General features: G+C 59.7%; 19 protein-coding genes. 6 read left to right on the top strand and 13 right to left on the bottom strand.

The genetic code is table 11. The features are described from left to right. Positions 1–47: 47 nt before the first annotated feature. Positions 48–722: a sigma-70 family RNA polymerase sigma factor gene (locus CA85_RS16595; protein ID WP_146392489.1), complete on the top strand. Its 675-nt coding sequence runs from the start codon at positions 48–50 to the stop codon at positions 720–722. Beyond that, positions 707–3,127, top strand: coding sequence for a serine/threonine-protein kinase (locus CA85_RS16590; RefSeq protein WP_391564889.1), 2,421 nt, complete (start codon positions 707–709; stop codon positions 3,125–3,127). Before CA85_RS16595 ends, CA85_RS16590 begins: the two co-directional genes overlap by 16 nt. Before the next feature lie 80 nt (positions 3,128–3,207). On the opposite strand, the gene CA85_RS16585 is transcribed toward CA85_RS16590, so the two are convergent. From CA85_RS16585 to CA85_RS16575, 3 genes are read right to left on the bottom strand one after another with little or no spacing between them, the layout of a single operon-like run. After that, positions 3,208–4,209: an ABC transporter substrate-binding protein gene (locus tag CA85_RS16585; RefSeq protein ID WP_246112877.1), complete on the bottom strand. Its 1,002-nt coding sequence runs from the start codon at positions 4,207–4,209 to the stop codon at positions 3,208–3,210. Between the two features lie 31 nt (positions 4,210–4,240). Further along, a complete protein-coding gene (locus tag CA85_RS16580) occupies positions 4,241–5,023 on the bottom strand; it encodes an ABC transporter permease (RefSeq protein ID WP_146392487.1) in 783 nt (260 codons plus the stop codon). Beyond that, positions 5,020–5,838, bottom strand: a complete 819-nt coding sequence (locus CA85_RS16575) for an ABC transporter ATP-binding protein (protein ID WP_246112876.1) — start codon at positions 5,836–5,838, stop codon at positions 5,020–5,022. The genes CA85_RS16580 and CA85_RS16575 overlap by 4 nt, the downstream gene beginning before the upstream one ends. 109 nt (positions 5,839–5,947) lie before the next feature. Here CA85_RS16575 and CA85_RS16570 point away from each other — a divergent pair, with 109 nt between their 5' ends. Beyond that, entirely contained in the window at positions 5,948–6,730 is a 783-nt protein-coding gene (locus CA85_RS16570) for an MBL fold metallo-hydrolase (RefSeq protein ID WP_246112875.1), read from the top strand. Here the strand turns inward: CA85_RS16570 and CA85_RS16565 are convergent. Both CA85_RS16565 and CA85_RS16560 read right to left on the bottom strand, forming a co-directional pair. Continuing rightward, positions 6,717–7,628 (bottom strand): glycerophosphodiester phosphodiesterase, encoded by a 912-nt coding sequence (locus CA85_RS16565; RefSeq protein WP_146392485.1) that lies wholly within the window; start codon positions 7,626–7,628, stop codon positions 6,717–6,719. The genes CA85_RS16570 and CA85_RS16565 overlap by 14 nt on opposite strands. A gap of 306 nt (positions 7,629–7,934) precedes the next feature. Continuing rightward, the gene (locus tag CA85_RS16560) at positions 7,935–8,549 is read right to left on the bottom strand and encodes a metallophosphoesterase family protein (protein ID WP_146392484.1); all 615 of its coding nucleotides are present in this window, start codon (positions 8,547–8,549) and stop codon (positions 7,935–7,937) included. Between the two features lie 76 nt (positions 8,550–8,625). Between CA85_RS16560 and CA85_RS16555 the strand changes: the two genes are divergently transcribed. The 3 genes from CA85_RS16555 (at position 8,626) to CA85_RS16545 (ending at position 14,150) form a co-directional block, all read left to right on the top strand. Further along, complete coding sequence (locus CA85_RS16555; RefSeq protein WP_246112874.1) at positions 8,626–11,691, top strand: PSD1 and planctomycete cytochrome C domain-containing protein; 3,066 nt, start codon at positions 8,626–8,628, stop codon at positions 11,689–11,691. Positions 11,692–11,750: 59 nt separating this feature from the next. After that, complete coding sequence (locus CA85_RS16550) at positions 11,751–13,136, top strand: DUF1501 domain-containing protein (protein WP_146392592.1); 1,386 nt, start codon at positions 11,751–11,753, stop codon at positions 13,134–13,136. Between the two features lie 108 nt (positions 13,137–13,244). Further along, positions 13,245–14,150, top strand: coding sequence for a c-type cytochrome (locus tag CA85_RS16545; protein ID WP_246112873.1), 906 nt, complete (start codon positions 13,245–13,247; stop codon positions 14,148–14,150). Between the two features lie 434 nt (positions 14,151–14,584). On the opposite strand, the gene CA85_RS25010 is transcribed toward CA85_RS16545, so the two are convergent. The 8 genes from CA85_RS25010 to CA85_RS16505 all read right to left on the bottom strand — a co-directional run bounded on the left by CA85_RS25010 (position 14,585) and on the right by CA85_RS16505 (position 22,681). Then, positions 14,585–15,520: a heme-binding protein gene (locus CA85_RS25010; protein ID WP_186775002.1), complete on the bottom strand. Its 936-nt coding sequence runs from the start codon at positions 15,518–15,520 to the stop codon at positions 14,585–14,587. A 389-nt stretch (positions 15,521–15,909) separates the two neighbouring features. Then, positions 15,910–16,599: an MOSC domain-containing protein gene (locus CA85_RS16535; RefSeq protein ID WP_146392483.1), complete on the bottom strand. Its 690-nt coding sequence runs from the start codon at positions 16,597–16,599 to the stop codon at positions 15,910–15,912. 3 nt (positions 16,600–16,602) lie between these two features. After that, on the bottom strand, positions 16,603–17,244 hold the full coding sequence (locus CA85_RS25420) for a c-type heme family protein (RefSeq protein WP_222435466.1): 642 nt from the start codon (positions 17,242–17,244) through the stop codon (positions 16,603–16,605). A gap of 120 nt (positions 17,245–17,364) precedes the next feature. Further along, entirely contained in the window at positions 17,365–18,249 is an 885-nt protein-coding gene (locus tag CA85_RS16525; RefSeq protein WP_146392482.1) for a hypothetical protein, read from the bottom strand. 159 nt (positions 18,250–18,408) lie between these two features. Continuing rightward, the gene (ykgO, locus tag CA85_RS16520) at positions 18,409–18,561 is read right to left on the bottom strand and encodes a type B 50S ribosomal protein L36 (protein WP_040763550.1); all 153 of its coding nucleotides are present in this window, start codon (positions 18,559–18,561) and stop codon (positions 18,409–18,411) included. A 113-nt stretch (positions 18,562–18,674) separates the two neighbouring features. Continuing rightward, the gene (locus tag CA85_RS16515; RefSeq protein WP_146392481.1) at positions 18,675–20,390 is read right to left on the bottom strand and encodes a hypothetical protein; all 1,716 of its coding nucleotides are present in this window, start codon (positions 20,388–20,390) and stop codon (positions 18,675–18,677) included. A gap of 60 nt (positions 20,391–20,450) precedes the next feature. Continuing rightward, positions 20,451–21,149: an FHA domain-containing protein gene (locus CA85_RS16510; RefSeq protein WP_246112872.1), complete on the bottom strand. Its 699-nt coding sequence runs from the start codon at positions 21,147–21,149 to the stop codon at positions 20,451–20,453. Between the two features lie 194 nt (positions 21,150–21,343). Next, on the bottom strand, positions 21,344–22,681 hold the full coding sequence (locus tag CA85_RS16505) for a class I SAM-dependent rRNA methyltransferase (protein WP_246112902.1): 1,338 nt from the start codon (positions 22,679–22,681) through the stop codon (positions 21,344–21,346). Positions 22,682–22,782 lie beyond the last annotated feature (101 nt).

Genomic DNA, 22,782 nt, shown 5'->3' with positions numbered 1-22,782 from the left:
ATGGGATGCTCACGCCCCCGTACCCTGTTAATAATACCGCAAATTCCGTGAACCGCGCCTCAGGTGATCCACCCGCCGCCCCGACGCCGTCGGACTCTTCGTCGACCACGGCTCTGGTGATCGCATCGAAACGGGGCAGCAACGAGGCATTGGGGAAATTGCTGCTGCAATACAGGGGGTTTCTGCTGATGCTGGCCCACCGCTATCTATCGGATCAGCTGCGCCGTCGCATCGATCCGGCTGACATTGTGCAGGTGACCTTCCTCGAGGCCAAACGTGATCTGGGGGCGTTTCGCGGTGACACGCCTGCCGAATTCGCTGGCTGGTTGCGAGGCATGTTGAAAAACAATGTGGCGTCGGCGCTCTCACATCATGTGATGACACAAAAGCGTAGCACGAAAAAGGAGGTCCACACGCGAGCGGGCGGCGGGGAATCAGGCTCACGCGAACACTGGATCGCTCAACTGCCCGGCGGCAAGACCAGCCCGAGCGGGGTGGCCGTGCGAGAGGAGGCTGTGCTCGCCATGATGGATGCGCTGCACCAGATCCCCGAAAACCAAGCCGAGGCGATTCGATTGCGGTACATGGAAGGGTTGCCGTTGAAGGAGATTGTCGAGCGGATGGGCAAGAGCGAGACGGCGGTCGCAGGGTTGCTCAAACGCGGGTTGCAGAAACTGCGGACGCTGCTGCAGACCGATAGCAACCCATGGTGGACGACATGAACCAAGGCGAGTCGAGCGACCCCGTCGACGAGGCTGATGACAAACCAGCTCCGTTGGACGAAGCCCAAGACGAAGTGATGTCTGATCAAGAAGCCCAGGTCGACGAGGCCTTTGCGATGTATCTACGAGCGTGCGATCGCGGCGAGATCGCTTCTCGAGAAGAGTTCCTCCGGCAGTTCCCCAGCCTCGCGGGACAGCTGAGCGAATTGATGGAGGCCGCCGATCTCATTGGCGGGTTCACACAGCTGCGCACCCAGCCGGCTGCCGGATCTACCGCCGCTGACGTCGATGCGTCTGCGCCGACGCATCCCGTGAAAAGTGATGAGGATATCGAGACCATTGGAATCGGCGCGTTAGGACCAGGGGAAACCGCTGGAGACCTCTCGGGGCTCGATCCTCACGCCACCCTGCCGGTCGCCCATCGACCCCAAGGCGATTCGGGACCCTCGCTGCCTTTCGAGATGGAAGACTACACGCTGATGAAAGTACTGGGCATGGGCGGCATGGGGGTCGTCTACCTGGCCAAACAGCGTGATCTCGACCGCCTTGTTGCCGTCAAGATGATTCGTAGCGGGATCTTGGCGGGCTCGGATGAAGTCAAGCGTTTTTATATCGAGGCCAAAGCGGCTGCACGTTTGCGGCATCCGAACATCGTCGCGGTGCATCAGTTCGGGCAACGAGCGGGGCACCATTTTTTCTCGATGCAGTATATCCAGGGCATGGATTTGCAGCGTGTCCTCAAGACCGGTCCGCTGCCACCGCGCCGCGCCGCTGCGATCGTACGCGATGCCGCCCGGGCGATTCAACATGCCCATAGCCGGGGCGTGTTGCATCGGGATCTGAAACCGGGCAACGTGATGATCGACGAACACGACCACATTCACGTTACCGATTTTGGTCTGGCCAAGCACACCGATGGCGATAGCAGCCTCACCGGCCAGGGCACGGCGATCGGCACGCCGCACTACATGGCGCCCGAGCAGGCGGTCGGCAACAGTGACGAGGCGACATCGCAGAGCGACATTTATTCGCTCGGCGGGATCCTTTTTGCTGCCATCGCCGGGCACCCGCCGCTGGTCGGTGATACGGTGATGCAAACTTTGATGCGTGTTGCCCATCATCCCGCCCCCGCACTGCGGAGTGTTTGCCCAGACGCCGATATCGAGATCGAAGCGATTGTGGGCAAGTGTTTAGAGAAGCAACCCGCGCTGCGGTACGCCACCGCTGGGCAACTCGCCGACGATCTCGATCGTTATCTCGCGGGCAAGTCGATTACGGCGCGGTCGAAAGGGCGGTTGGGCAAGACCGTGGCGTGGACACGCCAGGTCCCCCTCGTCGCCGCCTTGACGGGCCACCCGACGACGGATGCTCCGCTGGGCCAGCGGCGATTTCAGACCTCCCTGTTGGTGCTCGCAATCTTGCTCCCGGTCATGTTGTTGGCGTGGTCATGGTGGGATAGCCGGCGAATCGCTGCCATGCCCTCTCAAGTGAGTTTGGCGGGGGGATTGGTCGGCGGGCTCTATACCGACGCCGCCCAGCACCTCGCCGATGTGATGCAGCAGCAATCCGGTGTGCCGTGTCATGTCCTGCCGACGCGAGGTACCTGGGACAACCGGGCCAAGTTGATTGCCGGTGAGGTCCAGCTCGCGCCGATGCAAGCCTCTGCGGTCGGGGGTGAGGAACTCGCCGTCGTAGCGCCGCTGTTCTACGAAGCGGTGCATGTGCTCGTACGCCGAGACGGTCCCGTGCGTACGATCGCCGATTTGGCGGGACAGCGGATCGCGGTGGGCCCCTCGGGCAGCGGGTCACGGCGCGCCGCGGATCTCGTTTTGGATTCCCTCCAGCTCGACGCGGAAGTGTGTCCACGCGTGGAGGTGGAGTGGCCGCAGTTGAAGGAGGGGCTGCCCTCAGACAGCGGGCAGCAGCGTGGGGTGTCGGTCGCAATTATCTGCATTGGCCCGGGCAGCAAACTCGTCCGCGATTTGCTCGCTGACGGGGACTGGGAATTGATTTCGCTCAGCGGAAGCGTCGAAATTTCGCTGCAGCACCCCACCTTGCGGCCGATGATTCTGCAACGGTCGGCGTATCGAAATACCTACACTGCTGAAACAGCATCCCAGCCGGTTGCCGAGGGGGACCCCGGTGCAGAAGACGGTAGCACCCCGGCAATCGCGAGCGATGAGGGGGGGATTGAAACGCTCGGTACGACGGCGTTTTTGGTTTGTCGTCGCGACGCCTCGGATGCCCTGGTGCAGGCCACGCTCGAGTCACTCTACCATCGGCCCACGTTAGTTGGCTTGATCCCCGCTAACCATGCCGCCGAGTGGCAGGGGCTCGCCTTCCACCGTACCGCCCGTGAGTACTTTCTCTCGCTCGACGACAACATCGATTCGAAACCGAGGTGACCGCCTTCGGCGAGACTCGCCTGATGGACGCTCTCGCGGGTCTAGTCAACACGGTGAAAAATGCTTCTCAGCGATCCGGTCTAGGGCAAGAATTGATCGGTGAAGCACTCCTCGGCCTGTACGGAATCCGGAGCGATCACGTCCAGCTCTTTCATCTGCGCGACGAGCTGTTGCCAGCGCGCGAGTGACATTTCCCCGAGTTGGGTGGTGTCGGTGGGGAACGCCAACGGACGCATTTGTTCGGCACCGAACTGCAGTACCTCCTCGGTCATGCCATGCGTGTTGGCTTTCAAGATGGCGGTGTTGGCCTGCGCCGGTGCCTCCAAGTATTCAGTCCAACCGGCCTGTGTAGCCGCTACGAATTTCCGCACCAGTTCCGGGGATTGGCGGATCAGGGTTCCTGTCGTGACCAGCACGCTCGAATAAGGATTCCAACCGAGATCGCTGACCATGAGTGTTCGCACCTGCAAGCCTTGTTGGCGTGCCAAGAGCGGTTCGGCGACTGCATAGGCCTGGACCGCCATTTGCGGATCGTCCATCATCCCCGCGATCGAGTTGAAATAGGGGACTTCGCGAACCCCATTGAGAAAGCCTCGTTCCCGCAGGAATGGAAGGAACGTGCGTCCGGGTTGGCACTGCAGCGTCATACCCGACAGGTCGTCGAACCCTTCGACACCGCTATCGGCCCGAACGAGCAAGCATCGTGGGTTATTCTGGACCGCCGCAAGCACCGCGACAATGTCGGCCCCCTGGGCGCGAAACAGCACCACGTCGTCTGCATTGGTGATGGCAAATTGGCTTCTGCCGAGCAGCAACTCAGGGGCGACGGGCGTCTCTCGACTGCCCGGTTTAATCTCAACGGCGAGGTCCTGGTCGTCATACAGACCGTCGACGAGGGCATGGTAAGCACCGCCATGTTCGACCTCTGGGTACCAGTTCAGTTGCACGCTGACCGGTTGCCCTCGAGCTTCATCGCCCGGCCCCGATTCACTTTCACGTCGTGCCGAGCATCCCGAGTTGACTAGCGAGATCACGAGCGAAACCGCGGCCCAAGCTACCGTCCATTTTCGAAAATCATTCACGTCTGGATTCACCTATGTCGTTCTCGTCGTTTCAGTCGACCCGAGTGTAACGACTCAGGAAAATTCGTCCGAGCCAGTCCACACTGGCAAATAATAGCAGACCCAGTAGCGTTGACATGCCCAGGGCTGCGATCAAGGCGTCGGTTTGCAGTAGCCCCTGCCAACGTGTCATTAGCGCCCCCAGTCCGACGTAGTTGGCACCATTGCTAACAAAGAACTCTGCGACGATCGCACCGATCACTGCCAGACCGCTGCTGATTCTCGCCCCCAGCAACAGGTAGGGGATCGCGGTGGGGATTTGCAAGCGGGTCAGTGTTTGCAATCGCGACGCACCATAGAGATGAAAGAGATCGCGGTGTTCGACGCGGGCCGCCTGCAGCCCGGTGGTCACATTGTTGACGATTGGAAAGAGACAGATGATGACGGTCGCAATCACGGCAGTGCGGAATTCATAGCCGCTCCAAATGATCAGCAGAGGTGCGATAGCGACAATCGGCACGGTTTGTAGGAACACCACGTAGGGGAAGAAGGCGCGGTGAAGCAACCGCGATTGGCTGAAGAGGATCGACAGGCCGCTGCCGATCGTGATCGCCACGATGAGACTGATCGCAGCGGTCATGAACGTGACCAGGCTCGCTGCGACCAATTCCTGCCGCCGTTGCCATCCCGCCTCGAGGACCTGCCAAGGTGTGGGCAAAAGAATCTTGGGTAGATCAAAGAATTGCACGCTCAGTTGCCAGGCAACCATGACGGCTACCGCTACGCTGGCGACGCTCAATATTGTGATCAGTGATTCTCGGACTGGGCGCTTCATCGCTGCGCTGCCCCACGCAGGCGATCGGTGATCGTTCCATAAAACTCGCCGAACTCAGCTGTTCGCCGAACGTCCCATTGCTCGGTTGATTGGGGTGGTGCGAGACGCGTGACTGGGTTGTCGAGAACCGTTTCGATCCGGCCAGCGTGCATCACGCAGATTCGATCGCTGAGTGCAATCGCCTCAGCGATATTGTGCGTGACGAGCACCATCGTGAAGCGGTGGGTCCGCCATAGTTCGGTGACGAGGCTGCCGAGTTGGGTGCGGAGCATGTCGTCGAGTGCAGCGAAAGGTTCATCGAGCAGCAAGAGGTCGGGCCGCGTCACGAGGGCCCGCGCAATCGAAACCCGCATTCTCATTCCACCAGAAAGTTCGTAGGGGAACTGGTCGGCGGCGTCGCCGAGTTCTACTTCATCGATAGCCGCGTCGGCCCGCTGCCGCAGTGATCTGAGGTCCTTTCGAGTTGCTGGGCGACGTCGCCGGCGCGACAGCAATTCCAGTGGCAGCATCACATTGCCGACAACGCTTCGCCAGGGCAGCAGGGCGGGCTGTTGAAATACGAATGAGGTTGTCTCGGTATGGCGGACACACCTGCCACTACTGAGTGTTTGCAGGCCGGCGAGTACTCGTAAGAGCGTCGTTTTACCGCAGCCACTCCGCCCCACGATCGAGACGCATTCGCCCTGTTGGATTTTCAGGTCGACCGAGTCAGCGGCCCGTTGCCCGCCTGGAAACTCCACCGTACACGACTCCAACGCGACAGCGGTTGCCCGCTCTTGGGAAGCGGTCGATGAAGGTTGTGGGGCACAATTCAAGGCGGATACCAACGGGCAGACGACTGAAACGGAAAACATAAGGGAGGTGGAACCGTGTAAATTGACCATTCCAGTCCAATTCAACAACCTCCCTCGATATCGTCCCGTCATGCAGCTTCATTGTCTCGGCACGGCCGGTTACCATCCCAATGAATCGCGGCACACGTCGTGTTACTTTCTTCCCGAATCGGGGATTGTCCTCGATGCGGGCACGGGCATGTTCCGACTTCCCGGACTGATCCAAACTGATCATCTCGACGTTTTGCTGTCCCACGCTCATTTGGATCACATCGTTGGCCTGACCTTTTTACTCGGGATCGTTTTTCAGCATCCTGTGGAGCGTATCCGGGTGTGGGGCGAAGCGGAAAAAATCGCTGCGGTGCAGAAACTGATGCTCAGCGAGACCATCTTTCCCGCCGCATTACCCGTCAGTTGGCATGCGATCGACCGGTCTGGTTCGGACGCAGAGACGCCGCTCGAAATCGCAGGAGCCCAGGTAAGCTGGCGACACCAAGAGCATCCTGGGGGATCGGTCGCCTACCGGATCGACTGGCCCGCGAACAGGGGCCCGCTCGCGACCGACGGCCCCGCGCGCGCTCTCGTCTATGCGACCGACACGACGGGCGCGACTGACCCGTCTGTGCTGCAGTGGATGCAGGGTGCAAACGTGCTGCTGCATGAATGCAATTTTCATGATCACCAGCGCGAGTGGGCACGCAAAACCGGCCATTGCTATCTCGAACGGGTGGCCGAGGTCAGCGCCGCGGCCGCGGCGCAGCGAGTGCTGCTAACCCACATCAGCCCGATTGACCCGATTTCTCTCCAGCCGAACGACTCGCGTTTCGCGATGCCCTGCGAAATCGTCGATGACCAACAGGTCATTGAGTTTTAGTGGTACCAATCGCAGCGCGGATCTCAGCGGGACGATTGGTCGTGATCGAATCAAATCCGAGTTGATGCAAGGTTTTCGCCACGCTGGGGTTGTCGACTGTCCAGGCATGGATGCCGCATCCCATCTCATGTACCGCGCGGACCATCTCGCCATCGATCGCGTCCATCTCGTCCCTCGTCCCCAACCCAGAGGCCGAAGTTTTCCGCAGGGTGTCGACAATGGTGGACGTCGTCGGAGTCAGGGACTGGGTCTTCGAGTCTCGGCGGTACGAGGTCAGCCAATTGGTTTGGTACTGGTCCATGGTCTTGCGTGCCTGGGTCACCACTTCGGTATTGAAACAGATCAAAACGATCTGGTCGGGGCGCAGGTCACTCGATGCCAGTTGTTCCTTGAGCACAGGTAGGATTTCAGGGCCGCACTTGATCTCAACAAAGATCTTCTTTCCGGCCGGGATCGTTTTTAGGACTTCGTCCAAGGTAGGGATTTTTTCCCCGGCGAACTGTGCACCTTTCCAGGCACCGACGTCCAGTGTGCGAAGCTGTTCGAGTGTGGCATCGGCAGGCGTATAGGAGGGTTGATTCGGCGCGGTGCGCGAGGTGGTCTTGTCGTGAAGGCAAACGATCTGGTCGTCGGCCGTCAAATAGAAATCACCTTCGATGACATCGGCGTTTTGTTTCCACGCAAGGTTGAAAGCCGCCAGCGTATTTTCGGGGGCGTCGTGCGAAGCGCCGCGGTGAGCAACGATCAGTGGCTGTTTTGCAGACGAGCGAGTGGCAGTATTCGTGGGTTCCGCTCCTAGTAGTTCTGGGCTTAGAAACGCAAGCGAGCAGACGGTTGCTCCCCATGCGACGAATCTGACACGACTGATTTTCTTACGTTTGAACGAACTCTGACTCATTGCGAATGATCCTTTGAAGTTTGATCCAGCGAGTTTGTGATGCACCGGGTTTGTGGTGCACCATGGTAGCAAGGTGACAAACCCCGTGTGGGATGCCAGCAACACTTGGCCAATTGTCGCGATGGAAATGAAGGGACGGTGAAGTTGCCCGGTAGAACGGATGAAGCTTGTTCTCGCGGATTGGCGATTGCGTTTTCCGACGTTTGCAGTAGTGCTCGCGACGCTCAAACCACCGGCTGGTTGGCAATGCGTTTGGCCTCGCGGCATAGGTGAATGGCTGACAGGATTGCCGCTCGAAGCTGTGATTCAGTCGAGCTCGATGATCGTACCGAGAGGCCCCGCGTTGAGGATCAGAGTATCTTCGAGTCGCACTTGTTTTCCCCAGTCGCTGTGGATGTGTCCGCAGACGACCAGTTTGGGATGACACCGCAGGATACACTCTCGAATACTAACGCTGCCGCGAATTCGGCCACTGCTGTCGTGATCGACGGTGTCGATGGGTGGCGAATGCGTGACCAGGATACCACCGCTGGGGCAGGAGGCCAGCATTTCGCGGGCGCAGTCTTCGTCGAAATCGTAGCTCCAGTCGCCGAATGGGGTCACAGGGATCCCGCCGCCCACTCCCCACAACGCCGCCTCTCCGGCTGAGGTGGAAAGCGTATGGCCCTCCCCGTGCAGGACGAACGCAGTCGGCCAGTCCTGTGTGGCGCGGCGAAGTTCCTCCACCGTTTCGCCATTGCCTGGGACCAAACAAGCTGGTTTCTCGATTTGGCAGAGAATGTCGAGCGTGTCGGCGAGCCCCTGGTGTTGGTTGGCAAAATCTCCGGCGCCGATTACGAGATCGGCGTCCTCCGCCATCTCGACGAGGTTGCGAGCGGCATTTTGGTCACGGTGGAGGTCGCTAAAGCAGAGGATGTTCATGATCGGGCCTGGGTGAGAGGGGTTCGAGGCGGAATCGATGTGCAATCAGGGGGGCAAATCGTGTAGACTATGCAGCATGAGTGAATCATTTCGACAGAGCAGTATCATGACGATTATCGGTGCGGCGGGAGCGACCGCGAGACTGGCGAGCAGCCTCGTGGTGAGTGTGGCAATGGCCTCGTGCTGTCTCGCGAACGACATTTCGGTCGCGGGTGAGACACCCTCGGCCGATCCTGTCGACTTGGAGTTTTTCGAAAAAGAGGTCCGCCCGTTGCTGGCGGAGCATTGTTTCGAATGCCACGGGTCCCAGTCCGAAACGCTGCAGGCAGGACTGCAGGTGGACAATCGCGCCTCGCTACTCGAAGGTGGCGATTCGGGAGCAGCGTTGATCCCAGGTGACGCCGACGGCAGCCTGATTATCGAAGCGGTACGCTACGAATCTTACGAGATGCCGCCCGAGGGCAAACTCGCCGATGAAGAGATCGAGGCGCTCAGCCGTTGGGTTGAGATGGGGGCTCCTTGGCCAGACGAGGTCGCCCCGACGCCAGTCACATCTCGGCCCACGTTCGACTTGGACGATCGCAAGACAAACCATTGGGCTTGGCAAGCGATTGAGTCCCCCGAGCCACCGCAGGTCCAGGCAACCGACTGGCCGCGTGACGAAATCGATTCGTTCATTCTGGCGAGGCTCGAGGAGGCCGGCCTGCCGCCGGCTGCCGACGCCGATCGTCATGTGCTCATGCGGCGACTGTACTTTGATTTAATCGGGATGCCTCCCACGGCTGATCAAGCCGCGGATTTTCTCTCTCAGTCCGATCCGCAGGCAGTCGAGAATCTCGTTGACGAATTACTCGCCTCCAAGCATTTTGGCGAACACTGGGCGAGGCACTGGCTCGATCTGGTGCGGTATGCGGAATCTCGTGGGCACGAGTTCGACCCCGATATTCGCAACGCCTATCAGTATCGTGATTACGTGATTCGCGCCCTCAATGCAGATGTCCCTTACGATCAGTTCGTGCGGGAACAGATTGCAGGTGACCTGTTACCGGCTCCGCGATTGAACCCCGACCAAGATTTTAACGAATCCATCCTCGGTACTGGATTTTGGTTCTTGGGTGAATGGGTGCATTCACCCGTGGATATCCGCAAAGACGAGAGTGATCGTTTTGACAACATGATCGACGTGATGTCCAAGACGTTTTTGGGGGTGACGGTCGCCTGTGCGCGGTGCCACGATCATAAGTTTGATGCAATTTCGACAGCAGACTATTACTCGCTCAGTGGTTTTTTGCAGAGCAGCGATTATCGCCAAGTGCGTTTTGAATCAATCGAGAACAATCGAGAGATCTCGGAAGAACTCGCTGCACTCGATGCAAGATATCGCGAGCGGGTAGCAGAGACATTGCCGAACGAGCCTGCATTGGACCAGCTATCAACACCCCTGGATGAGGCTGCCGCGGCGACGGTTGTGGTGGACTACGCAGAGATTGCTTCCCCTGAGTACATGCAGGACGGTTTTATTTTTGGCGAGCGGCCCCGGCACGCAGGCGATGCGGTGCTGGCGAGGACGGACGCTGGAGCGACGATTCAGCTGGCCAAGAGGAATGCTGCTACCAGTGATCGGTTCTGGGACGGGCTGGAGTCGGTTTCCGGTCCCGCTACCAATAAACGCGGCGCGTTGGTGAAGATCCCGCAGTCGGGGCGCACTTTGCGAACGCCCACCTTCCTCGTTGAGCATGGCAATGTGGCCGCACGTGTTGACGGCCAGGGGCATGTCTTCGCCTGTGTTGATTCTCACCGGATGATCGCTGGGCCGTTGCACGGGCAGGTTGTCCGACCCATCAAGGGAGAGAAACAATGGGTGCAGCTCGATTTGAACCGCTATGTGGGACACCGCGTGCATTTGGAGTTCACCCCCTCCACCGACGCCGACCTCTCAGTGGTTCTGGTTACCGACGGGGCAACCGATGAGATGCGTGCCCAACTGGAACAACATGAATCCGAGATCGCTGATTCTGTCGCGGAATATGAGTCGGCGGTTGACTCAGCGGTCCTGGAACAGTGGCAGCAGTTGGCGGCAGATTGGGCAGTCGAGCGAGAGAAACTCAGCGAACGTGTGAACCGCCGCTCGGCGCTGGCGATTGCGATGTCTGACGGCAGCGGTGAGGACGATCATATTCTTATTCGCGGCAATTCCTCGAAACCTGGCGATTTAGAACCCCGCCACTTTCTGACCGCGATCAGTGGCGAGCCGCTGGAGATTCCCACCGGGAGTGGCCGCTTGCAACTCGCCGAGGCGATCAATGCTGCGGATAATCCGTTGACTCGGCGAGTGATCGTCAATCGAACCTGGCACCATTTGATGGGGCGCGGGATCGTGCCAACGCCGGACGATTTTGGCGTGCTCGGCCAGCGGCCGACACACCCGGGACTGCTCGATTATCTCGCGACTGAGTTCGCCGACGAGGGCCAGAGTCTGAAGGACTTGATTCGCCGCATCGTGTTGTCACGAACCTATCAGATGGCGAGCCAGACCGATGCCGCGGCCGTCGCAGCGGATCCGAAGAATTTGCTCTGGCATCATCGCCCTGTTCAACGCCTGCCGGGAGAGGCGATTCGTGATTCGCTCTTGGTTTTATCGGGACGTTTGGACGCCACTCTCTTCGGGCCGTCGGTGCCCGTGCACTTGACGCCGTTCATGGAGGGTCGCGGCCGACCGGCGCACAGTGGTCCCCGCGACGGGAAGGGGCGACGCTCCATTTACACGGCCGTTCGCCGCAATTTCCTGTCGCCCTTCATGACAACCTTTGACACGCCCACGCCGTTTAGCACGATGGGCAGACGCACCGTTTCGAATGTTCCCGCGCAAGCCTTGATTCTGATGAACGATCCGCTCGTTGTGGAATTCTCACGTGATTGGGCGGAGCGGGCTATCGAGCAGTTTGACGAACACGTCGAGCGAATCGACTGGATGTTCCAGTCCGCGTTCGGCCGCCCTGCCAGCGAGCAGGAACGAGCGATTGCAGCGGAGTATATCGCTGCCCAAGCGTCTGCTCGCGAGACCACGGCGGACTCAATCGACGTGTGGGCAGACCTGGCTCACGCGTTGGTCAATACGAAGGAATTTATCTACATCCCATGAACGTGCCCTCCCCCTACCCATGCCAGCGTCTGCAGTCGCCTCCTCTCTCGCGGCGCGAGATGCTCAGTCAATGCGCCGGTGGCTTCGGTGCCCTGGCACTCGCGGCCTTGCAGCAAAACAGCGCTTTCGCAGACTCGATCGACGCGACACGAAAGGCCGGGCATGGCCCCCATCACGAGGTCCGTGCCAAGAATGTGATTTTTCTGTATATGGACGGCGGGCCGTCGCAAGTCGACACGTTCGATCCCAAACCGCTGCTGAAGCGATTTCATGGGAAAGACCCCGGCAAGCTCTTCACCGTCGAGCCGACCCAGTTCAATAACAATGGAACGGTATTGGCAAGTCCATGGGAGTTTCATCAGTACGGTGAATCCGGCATGTCGGTCAGCGATTTGTTCCCCAATATCGCCACCTGCGTGGACGAACTCGCCGTCATTCGCTCGATGGTGTCTGAATTCCCCGAGCATACGTTCGCCAATTATTTCCTGCATACCGGCAGCGGATTGCAGGGGCGGCCGACAATGGGGGCCTGGGTCAATTATGGTCTGGGCAGTGAATGCGAAAACCTGCCGGGCTTTGTTGTTCTCAACGGAGGCCTGATCCCACCGGGCGGATTGGATTGTTTTGGCAGCGGTTTCTTGCCGGCCAGCTACCAGGGCTCGATCTTCCAGCCGTCCGGTAGTGGCGTGGCCAATATCTCGCCAACCGAGCTGAGTCCGGATCGCCAGCGTGGTAAGCTCGATTTGGCTCGCAGTCTCGACGACATCGCGGTCCACCGCGATGGCCGACACGACAGCATTGAGTCTGCGATCGCCAACTATGAACTCGCTTACGCTATGCAGATGGCCGTGCCGGAGGTGATGTCGCTAACGGATGAGCCCGCCCATCTGCAGAAAATGTACGGCTTGGAATCGAAGTACGAACCCACTCGTATCTACGGGGCCCAGTGCATGATCGCGCGGAAGATGATCGAGCAAGGTGTGCGGTTCATCGAGCTGACCTGTCCGCAGGTCGGTGGCGACCGATGGGATCAACATAGCAATTTGAAGAAAGGTCATGAGAATAACGCCAAGGCTGTCGATCAACCGATCGCCGCGTTGCTCAAAGACCTCCGCGCTCGCGGCCTGCTCGATGAAACCCTAGTGGTCTGGGCAGGTGAATTTGGGCGCACGCCCTTCGCTCAGGGAACCAATGGCCGTGACCACAACCCATTCGGATTTACTGTGTGGATGGCCGGTGGTGGGGTGAAGCCAGGGACGGTGTACGGCGCAACGGATGAGTGGGGGTACAAGGCGATCGAAAACCGGACGGAGATTCATGATTTGCACGCTACCATGCTGCACCTCATGGGGGTCGACCATACCCGTTCCACGTTCCGTTTTGGGGGGCGCGACATGCGATTGACCGATGTCAAAGGGCACGTGATTGAGAGCGTCATCGCGTAGCCACTCGGCAGCGGTCTCTCGTATCACAGAAACGGGCTGTCGGCTTATATCGATGAATCGCCATTTCACGTCAATGAGTCGCCCGCCTTTCGCCAATACGAGGATTTCGTGACCCGTTCTCTTCAGATCGCCTTTCGATCACGCCCCATCACGCTGTTGTTTGCCGCTATCACGACCTCCACGCTGTTGGGGGTTTTGCTGGTCAGCGGCTCGTTCCACCGCGTCTCCGCCGCAGACGGCCCTGTTGCTGGCACGTCCACACCTCCGACCCCGCCGAGTGAGCTGCCACCGGGTGAACTGGGGCGAGTCATCGAGTTGGGGCGGGACATTGTTAACAACACGAAGGATCACCCGCTGTCCAAAGCGTACGTGGGCAATTCACTCAATTGCACCTCATGCCATCTCGATGGGGGCACCCACCCCGAGGCCGGTACCTTCCTCGGCATCGCGACGGCTTATCCTGCCTGGTCGCCTCGGGAACAGCGTGTCATCACGCTACAAGACCGGGTGTTGAACTGTTTCATGCGCAGCCAAAACGGCGTGCGACCGCCTCAGGGCAGCAACGTGTCGATCGCCGTCACCGCATACATCACATGGCTGTCTACTGGCGAGAAAATCAAGCAGAACCCCGACAAGCCGCTCGGCCCGCACCACGTTCCTGGTTTGGCTGTCGTCGACGGGAGCACATTGAAAGGCGATGTCGAGCGAGGCGCGACGCTGTACGAGGATCACTGTGCCTCATGTCACGGTGACGAGGGGCTCGGCGGCGTTGATGGGCCGCCTGTGTGGGGCGACCAATCCTATAACAACGGTGCGGGGCTGAGCCGGGAGCTGAAACTCGCATCTTGGTTGAAAGTCGCGATGCCACTCGACGATCCCTATCTGAGCGAACAGGAAGCGTTCGATATCGCCGCGTTCGTCAACAGCCACGATCGCCCCGAGTTTGAATTGCAGCAACAATTGCCGGCGGCTGAGCGACTCGGCGAGTACAACGCTGAGTCGACTGGGAAGTGACAGCTGGGGCGACGTCAACGCGCTGTGTTTGGCTGACGCCTACCGTCGATTAGCAACCGACGGTTGAATTTAAGCCGAGGAACAATCTATCGCAGCAGGGGCTTAGCAACACACGATGAATAGGTGTCGGTTTTCGTAGTGGACGAGGCGACGAGCTGTTGGTTACCCACAAGTGCAGCATTCTATCGATTGCTGAAGATAGCTCATGACAACGCCCCAACGGGGCAGTTCTATGAAAGCCCCTGGCAACGCCTGGGGTTTCAGACGCCACCACCTCGCGTTAGCCCCAACGGGGCGGCTCTATTTGCTTCGGGATACATGCGGGTAATCACAAAACCGGGATTCCTGTCAGACAAGCTGACAGGGGATCCGTTTTTGTGGGTAACTGACAGGAGGCGACGAGTCCACTACGACAGAAATTGATCGTGCGTTGCTTACTCCATCGGGGCCGCACGCAGCAGCTCTTCGCCCGCCTCGTTGAACAAGTGCAACAATCCCCGGTCATCGACCTGATAGCGTGTGACTTGGTTCATCGCTTTCATGAACTTGTTCTCCTGATCCATCAACGCGGGTGGCCCCGCGCGACGGGTGGCCCCCATTTTCCCAAATTGAATCTGCTCCCCTTCCATATTGGCTTTGCCGAAGTAGCGATTGACGGAAGTATTTCCTGAGATCGAGCCATCGTCTTGGACCTCGAGCGTGGTTTGCGCCAGATCGACGACACCCTTGCCTGCGATGTCTTCAATCAGCCATTTTCCAATCAGGCGAGATTCGTCCGCAGGCGTGGGGGACTCGGAAGCCACTTTGCCGCTGCCGAAGGTTTTGGTCAAAGCGTTCACCCCAGCGGCGGCGACTTCAGCATCTTGTTCGCCGGTCGCGCCACCGACACCGATGGCGCCGATGACTTGATCATCACAGAGAATCGGAACGCCGCCTTGGAGCGTTGTGAACTTGCCACCGCTGGCGGCTGCAGCATTCTCGAGAGCCAGACTCAGCTGCACGCCGCCCGGACCCTCGCCTTCGAGCGGGCCGGTCGGCCGGCGACGCGTCGCTGCCGATGCCGCTTTCGTGATCGCGGTGTAGACACTGCTGGGTCGGGCGTTGTCCATCCGGATAAACGCCAAGAGATGTCCGCCCTCGTCGACGACGGCAATATTGGAGTGCACGCCCATCTTCTCTGCCTGTTGGCGAGCGGCAGCGATCGCCTGTTCGGCACCGGCAACGGTTAATTTGGGAGCGTTGCGGCGCACCGTCGGTTGGGTAGCCCCGGGACGAGTCGTCTGGGCAGAGACAGAGAGGCTGCTGGTCATGAGAACCGCAATCAACATCGACAATCGGGTAGTAGGCACGGCGTTTGTAATTCGAAACATGTGAGATTCCTGGGGGCGGAGCGTTCCCGCGTGTTGAGATCGAGCACGCTGGGGTTCATCGAAACGTGGATTCTAGCGGGCCAGTCGCCGCAGTGCAGCTCAGCCAAAAACTCAGTCCGCTGCCTCTGCAGTGGCACAGGCTCAAGCAGTGGCCACACTCTGATAACGTTTCAAAACCGATTTTCATAGCACCGGTGAAAATAGATATCGCTCATCCAGCCGTAGCAAGCTCCATCAGACCGGGACCTACCCACAGGTTTTCCGGCGCCGAAGGCGTATTTGAAAATAGAGGTGGATACACCGCAGGTGGCGCTGCGCTGACCTATGGCTATTCTCGTAAATCATTGACGGGATACTCGTGGGGAATCGCCAAGGTTGACTGCTTCCAATCAATTACCTTCGAGTCGTGCGCTCTCGCTCGCCTGCGGTTTCCGTTGGATGCGTTTGTGGAGGGTTTCCTTCCAGCTCGGTGAGAGCGATTCCAGTTCGGCGAGGCGGGCTGCCGCGGTGAGGTTGGTTCGGTCATGGTGCATGATCTGGTTGGCAGCTCCGATGGTCCACTCGGGGTGGGGCCGCTCGGCCAGCGTCAAGGACATTCCTTGCTGCACGTTCGCTTCGGTGAGAACGCGGAAGTACCAGCCTGTTCGTCCGGTTTGCTGGACTTGCAGGGCCAAATCCTTGATGCCCCAGCGGCGAGCCAATTTCCAACAGGGCTGACGTGGCTGAGAAACTTGCACAGTCGCTGCGCCGATTGTCCATACATCGCCGATGCAAACGTCACTCTCGGTCAGTGAATCGACGGTGAAATTCTCGCCGAACCCGCCACCGCAGAGTTCCGGCATTTCGAGCGTCTCGCGCCAGAACGGATAGTGCGCTGCCGGATAGACACAGACGGCTTTGTGGACACCGCCATGATGGGCCAGATCCGCCTGTCCATCACCGGCCAAGCTCGTCGTTCCTAGCCATAGCGGTTCGGACACGGGATTCTTGAGAAAGCCCGATGTCCACGGCTTCTCTCCGGAGATCTGCTGAGGTTTGCCCACTTGAATGGACAGAACTGCGGCGGTTATCGCGTTCATTGGCTAACGATCTTGATCCAGGGGCATCGAGATCAGCAGGCCGGCTGTGCGATCCTCGGTGCTGAGTCGATTCTTGACATGGCATTTCAAGCACTGTGACGCCAAACGGATGGGGCCGGCGAAGCGATAGCGACCATTTTCGATAGCCTCATGTCGTGGTTCGCCGCTGCGCAGCGCTTTTACGGCGGCGTTCTCAAATTCGTCTTGGGGCTCGTGATCTATGTTGAGAGTATCCGTTTCCACGATCAGCCAGCTCAGTTCGAGCTGATAGGAATCCTCGAGTGCGGCGAACACGTCCTCGAGTGAATTCGATGGGATCGCAATGGGATTGTCGTCATCAAAAAAATCACGATGAACGACTTGGAGGGTGCCATGGATCGACTCGTGCAACAACTGTGCACGCGATCGGGCTTGGGCGACAGTCGTTGGCTGCGAGAATGATTCACCTTCGCTGCCGAGCGGGTTCTTCGTGTCGCCGAGCGGGTTCTTCGCGCCGCTGGGCGGGCTCTTCTTGTCGCGGGGCGGGCTCTTCGTGCCGCGGGGCGGGTTCGCTTCGCCGGTGGAGGGGCTCTCTTGGGCGGGTAGCTTCAAAAAGCAAAACGCTACCCCCAGGATCAAGAGGGTGAGTAGCGTTCTGCGTTTCATCGATCATTTCCGCCGGTGTGAGGTGCACTGCCCGGCAGGGGCTGCGTAACGGCTCGCGGCCTCTGCCAGAGCGAAAAACTGGCTGGCAACAGCCAGTGACTTTCGAGCAGTTATTCTAGCCTATCGGCCGGCACCACCGCGACCGCCACCGCGGCCGCCGCGTTCACCACCTCGACCGCCGCGTTCTCCGCCACGCTCACCGCCTCGTTCGGCGCGATCGCCACCTCGGCCACCGCCCCGGCCGCCGCGATCTCCGAAGTCGAACTCTTCACCCTTCATTTCTTCGAACTTCTCTTTTTGTTCTGGAGTGAGGACACCTAGCACAGACTCTTCGAGCTCCTCTCGGGCTTCGCTCATCTTTTCACGCATTGAGCCACGATCGCCTGACTGCGCGAGTTCTTGCATTTTCTCACGCATGGCCGACTCTTGTTCGCTGCGGACTTTGTCGAGCTTGTCAACTTGCTGCGAGGTCATGCCGAGTGCTTTTTGAGTTTCGGCATCGCCCAGGGCCATCACGCCACGCTGTTGCAGGGCCAATTCATCGAGCCGTTCCAGTTGGGCGGGCATCAGGACTTCTTGGAGCAGTTCACGCGACTTGGCGGATTGCTCTTTCTGAGCCGCTTGCATTTTGGCGAAGAACTCTTGGCGTTCTTCTTCGCTGGCATTTCGAAAATCGAAATCACGGGCGCCGGCATTGTCGCGGGGCTGGCTCCGCACGTGCTCTTCGATCTTCTTGAGAGCAGCTTCTTGCTCGGTGTCGATCTTGAGCTCTTTCCGGACATCTTCAGACCGCAGCAGACTCATGACAGGATCGCCGCCACGTGTCGCGCCACCGCCGAAGCCTCGTTGTCCACCACCAGCTTGGCGACCGCCACCGCGGCCTCGGTCAGCATCGCCTTGGTTGCGGCCAGGGGGTTGTGCTGAGGCAGATGGGACCTCGGAGAGTTCCAACGCGACAACCATCGCGAACAGGGCAGCCATACCAGCAAATAAACGCGTCTTCATTCGGGGACCTACAAGAGAGAGGGTGGTGGGGCGAGTGAATCGCCCGCAAGATTAGTGAACTCCCCTATAGAACCCTCTTCGCACATTAAAGTTTCGCTCAGAGGGTGAATATATCCATCAGCGACTGGCGTCTCGGTCCCCACGCCAATCGCAGCGGCTTTAACGGCGAGCTTTTTTGACCTTGGCACCGCCTTGGCGGACCTTGAATTTCGGATTGCTCTTGCAGATCACATAGATGCGGCCACGGCGTTTGACCACTTGGCAATCGGGGTGGCGGTACTTCAAAGCGCCGATACTGCTGACGACCTTCATGGGTAGGATTCTCGGTTGGTGATCGATGGGAAAAAGGAGCGTTTTCGCTCCTGAATGTTTTTAGCATCGGCAGGATAGCGATTTTTCTGGCGTCGGCAACGCCAAAGCAAGGGCTATCGCAACATTTGCTCAAAGGCGCCCACGAGTTCGGGCAGCGGAAACAGGCAGAATGACAGCTCGCGACTGGCTAAAATCTGCTCCTCTTTGGATTCCAGCCGCAACCGCTGCAGCTCCGCCTGCATCTCCTGACGCTGCGACCGCAGTTCGTCAGCGAGGGTCCCGTTGACGCGGGTGATCTCCCGGTGCCAGTCGCCTCGATCGCCCCGCGGCGGCATGTGCTCGAGCAGTTCCTGCTTTCGCTCAATCAGCCGTTGGTTCGCCGCGCCGGTGGCGTCGACCCAATTCTCCCCGTGATACCGAGTCTCCCGAATTCGATTTTGCAATGCCTGGATCCTGTCGGGACGATTGGGATCGCGATCTTGGCCTGGCAGGCGCAGGGTGGCTGAAACGACTTGCAGGGCAGGCAGTGTCAGTTGAAAGAACCGACAGATAATGCGGTCAGCGAGCTGGTCGTATTTGCCGCCGCCGATGCCGTGTAAGAACAGATCGCTCAGCAATAGTCTGGCGAACATGGTCGTCATCAGGGCGCGCGGGCGGAGTTTCCACTCTGGTGAGGCGGCCTCGGCGAGTATTTCGGCTGCCGCGTCCCGGTCGTCGGCAGGGAGGACGACCGAGTGCCGCGGTGGACTGTTGCCTGCCGGGCCACTGCCCGCCAGATCGCTGGCGCGGTCACTGAGCTCGATCTGGCCCTCCCGACGACGCACCCAAATCGCTCGCCGCACAGGATGATCGTTGCCATAGACCCAAAGGGGGAGTTCCAGCCACTCACCGTCGCGGCCTAGATTGGGCACGGGGTGAGCGGTACTGCGGATTCCGTGCCAGGCCCGATAGTGGTCAGCGGCATCATTGTAGACCTGGTGGAAACGCTCTGCATCGTCGATGACTTCCATCACGAACCGCGCGAAGGGAACACCTCGGACGGCCACGCCCAGCGGAATTTCCAGGGTTTGCCAACCCAGATCAGCCTCGAGGCGATGGCGGGCTTGGGCCAACGCACAGCCCGCGATTTCGCAGCGGCGGATCGCCGCCCGCGCGTGCGGCCACAGTTCGCTCACACAGGGGTCCGACACCAGCGGCGAAATGGTTTGGCGGACGTCCTGGTCAAACCGGTCGAATTGACGCAGGTCTCGGATCTTCGCTTGCTCGAAGGGGACGCCTGCACCGCCCGCATCGTAGGCAACCGACTTGAAGTAGACGCGGCCGACCGAATCGCGGACGGGCACTCGAATCGATCGCCCGGCAGCCACGTCGTTGTCGATGACGAGATTGATGGCATGGGCCCCCACGCTGCTGGCGATCCCCTGCAACGCGAAGTTCTTGAACCACACGCCAGGATGAAACAGCGTTGGTTGGTGACCGGCCATCACGATCGGTCCCAGGCCATGCGTGCAGTCATCGCCCTTCTCCCCGGATTGGGCTGCCGGTCGGGCGGAGCCACCGGGGACATCGCGATAGGCCGCGGTATAATGGCGGGCGTCAGCGAGCAGTTGGGTTCTCGCCTGCTGCCGCAGTCCGGCCCAGAAGTCCGATGGTTGCCGACTGAGATTTTTCTTCAGCAACAATTCGGCGTCGTCGAGGGGTGGTTGGATCAGCGCGCTACGGTTCTCGCTGCAGGCGTGGTAGGCGAGGTATCCTGAAGGAGCAGCGTCTGCGGCCCCGCCGCCGAGTTCAGGGGCAGCGCAGCCAGCTTCGTTCCGTTTCAGGGCCATAGAGACGTCGCGGTGTGTCGTAGGAGCTTGGGTGGTGGCGGTATCGGTCAAAGCGAAATGTCAGGGCCATTGGGGATCAGTGATCGAGCGGTTCAAGGATGCTAGACGCGATTGAACATCGAGTAAACGTTGCCAAGCGGATTGTTTTAGCAAAACCTGTTCCGTCTCTTCGTCGGTCTCGGCTGTTTCAATCAGCCGTTCGAGCCGGTTTTGCAGGTAGTCCAGGATCTCGCATAATTGCGCTTTTTGCCCGGGGGTCAATCCATCGGGAACCGCTGGCAACTCATCGACCTGCATGGCTTCAACCGGCAGCGGGCTGACGGGTTCTTGGTGCAGATCCACGGCGAGCGATTCGTCGGACGATTTCACGTCGAGGTTGTGCGATCCGCTGCCCCCGTGGCCGTGACGCAAACGCTCGGCAATCTGTTGTTCCGACCCGAGTAACATCAGACTGCGTCCGACCGCGATCAGATCACCGTGCCGGAGTATCTTCAGTTGACACTCCGCACCGTTGACCTTGGTCCCGTTGGTGCTGTCGAGATCGGTCAGCACGAGCCGGTCGTTGTCACGCTGGATCTTCAAGTGACAGCGGCTGACACGCTCATCATTGAGCTGGATGTCGTTGCCCTCCTCGCGTCCGATGGTCAACGGCGGGTTGATCTCCTCAAAAATTTTGCCGCGATCCGACCCATGCAAAACCTTGATCGTTACATTCGTCACCAATAGCCTCGATCGTGATGAGGGTGAGTCGATAGTCATCTCGTGGCACATCCGTCGTGCCCGTGCCGCTCACTTCCAGTATAAACGCGTTCTCGTGCAGCGACGCGTGCAATTGTGACCTTTCAGGGTCTTTTGAGGATCTAACCGCCGGCGGGCTGGTGCTCTCGAGCAACCTGCCTCTGATTATATCGGAAATGCGGTGGGACGTCGCCCCGGCGATCGGTCGCGGGCCGCTATTGGACTTGGGCGATGACGCATTTCAGGTAGTCACTCTCGGGGCATGAGACGGCGCAGGGGTGGTCCGGGGAAGGGCCGCGCGACTGCAGGATGATGATATCCCGCTGGCGTTTGCGCCCCGCATCGACGAGCATGTTGAGGAAATCGGCGCGGGACACATGACCTGAGCAACTGCAGGTGACGAGGATTCCACCGGGCGGCAGGAGATCGATGGCCGACATGTTCAATCTTGCATAGGCCCGAAGTGCCGCATCGACTTGGCGGCGAGCTCCAGCGAATCGGGGGGGATCGAGGATCACGGCGTCAAATGACTCATTTTCAGCTCGCCGCGCCTTGAGATCGTCAAAACAGTCGGCGCGCTGAAAACTCACCTGCGTCAGTGAGTTTTCGGTCGCATTACGCTGGGCCATCTCTAGCGCCTTCTCGCTGCTGTCGACGCCGATCACCTCGCTGGCGCCAGCCCGGGCGGCCGCCAACGCGAACCCGCCGGTGTAGGTGCAGATATCGAGTACCCGCCGCCCCTCCATGTACCGCGCCGCCTCGGCGTGATTGGCTTGTTGGTCGAGATAGCCGCCGGTTTTTTGGCCGTCGCGTAGGTCGATCGCCATCTTCAATTCATTGTGTTGATACCAAACGGTATCTGACTCCTGGGATCCTGGCACGACCGCTTGATCGAGCGAGATGCCCCGGCTCCACGATTCCACTTCCGCTACCCGGCCACTGGTAACCCCTTCGTGGCGGGCCGTGGCTGCATCGATCCGCGAGATCACTCGTTGGCAGGGTGTGCCGTGCTTGCTCGCTGCCTGCAGGACCTGCTCAATCAACAGCGGCCCCCGCGAGAGCAGCGCCGCCGCAGTGAACTGCACGCTCAAACAGTCGGCATAGCGATCAACGATCAACCCGCTGATGCGGTCAGATTCACTGAAGATCAGGCGTTCGCCCGTCTCGCGCAGATTGGATGGGGTGGTCAGGCGGCGACGCCCGATGGCTTCGTCGATCCGCCGGGCAAACATCGCGTCGTCAATCGCTTCGTTACGAGAGAAACTGTACAGCCGCAACCGCAGCCGACTGGCCGGGTTGTACAAGCCGCGAGCGATCCAGTTGCCGTCGTGGTCGAGCAATTCCACGGCGTCGCCGAGTTCCGGAGTTTCTGCGGGCGGGTCTGCCGGTCCGGCCGCCGCGACAAATTCCCTCTCGCCGGCGGACGGTTTCGAGGAGGCGTCCGCTCTTCGCTCGCCGCCCTTTTTTCCCCGGTCAGCGATCGCGGTCGCTAACACCCAGGGATGGCGTGAAAGAAATGGGAAGTGACGATTGGGCTTGGTTCTCAGGGTCAGTGGTTGGGACTGGCCGGCGGGCGTCGAGAGGTCCGAGGACGGTTGATCGGGGTGTGAGTTCACGGAGCTGCGTTTCAGAGGGGAAAATGGGTTTTCAGAAG

It is taken from the genome of Allorhodopirellula solitaria (assembly GCF_007859855.1).
Taxonomy (GTDB): Bacteria; Planctomycetota; Planctomycetia; order Pirellulales; family Pirellulaceae; genus Rhodopirellula; species Rhodopirellula solitaria.
This window is presented reverse-complemented; position numbering and strand designations above follow the sequence as displayed.

Bases quoted from the DNA above. Each gene is read 5' to 3' on its own strand.
- CA85_RS16510 (WP_246112872.1), bottom strand. From the start codon at position 21,149: ATGACTATCGACTCACCCTCATCACGATCGAGGCTATTGGTGACGAAT.
- CA85_RS16515 (WP_146392481.1), bottom strand. From the start codon at position 20,390: ATGGCCCTGAAACGGAACGAAGCTGGCTGCGCTGCCCCTGAACTCGGC.
- CA85_RS16525 (WP_146392482.1), bottom strand. From the start codon at position 18,249: ATGAAGACGCGTTTATTTGCTGGTATGGCTGCCCTGTTCGCGATGGTT.
- ykgO (WP_040763550.1), bottom strand. From the start codon at position 18,561: ATGAAGGTCGTCAGCAGTATCGGCGCTTTGAAGTACCGCCACCCCGAT.
- CA85_RS16555 (WP_246112874.1), top strand. From the start codon at position 8,626: ATGAGTGAATCATTTCGACAGAGCAGTATCATGACGATTATCGGTGCG.
- CA85_RS25420 (WP_222435466.1), bottom strand. From the start codon at position 17,244: ATGAAACGCAGAACGCTACTCACCCTCTTGATCCTGGGGGTAGCGTTT.
- CA85_RS16560 (WP_146392484.1), bottom strand. From the start codon at position 8,549: ATGAACATCCTCTGCTTTAGCGACCTCCACCGTGACCAAAATGCCGCT.
- CA85_RS16590 (WP_391564889.1), top strand. From the start codon at position 707: ATGGTGGACGACATGAACCAAGGCGAGTCGAGCGACCCCGTCGACGAG.
- CA85_RS25010 (WP_186775002.1), bottom strand. From the start codon at position 15,520: ATGTTTCGAATTACAAACGCCGTGCCTACTACCCGATTGTCGATGTTG.
- CA85_RS16580 (WP_146392487.1), bottom strand. From the start codon at position 5,023: ATGAAGCGCCCAGTCCGAGAATCACTGATCACAATATTGAGCGTCGCC.
- CA85_RS16565 (WP_146392485.1), bottom strand. From the start codon at position 7,628: ATGAGTCAGAGTTCGTTCAAACGTAAGAAAATCAGTCGTGTCAGATTC.
- CA85_RS16570 (WP_246112875.1), top strand. From the start codon at position 5,948: ATGCAGCTTCATTGTCTCGGCACGGCCGGTTACCATCCCAATGAATCG.
- CA85_RS16535 (WP_146392483.1), bottom strand. From the start codon at position 16,599: ATGAACGCGATAACCGCCGCAGTTCTGTCCATTCAAGTGGGCAAACCT.
- CA85_RS16550 (WP_146392592.1), top strand. From the start codon at position 11,751: ATGCTCAGTCAATGCGCCGGTGGCTTCGGTGCCCTGGCACTCGCGGCC.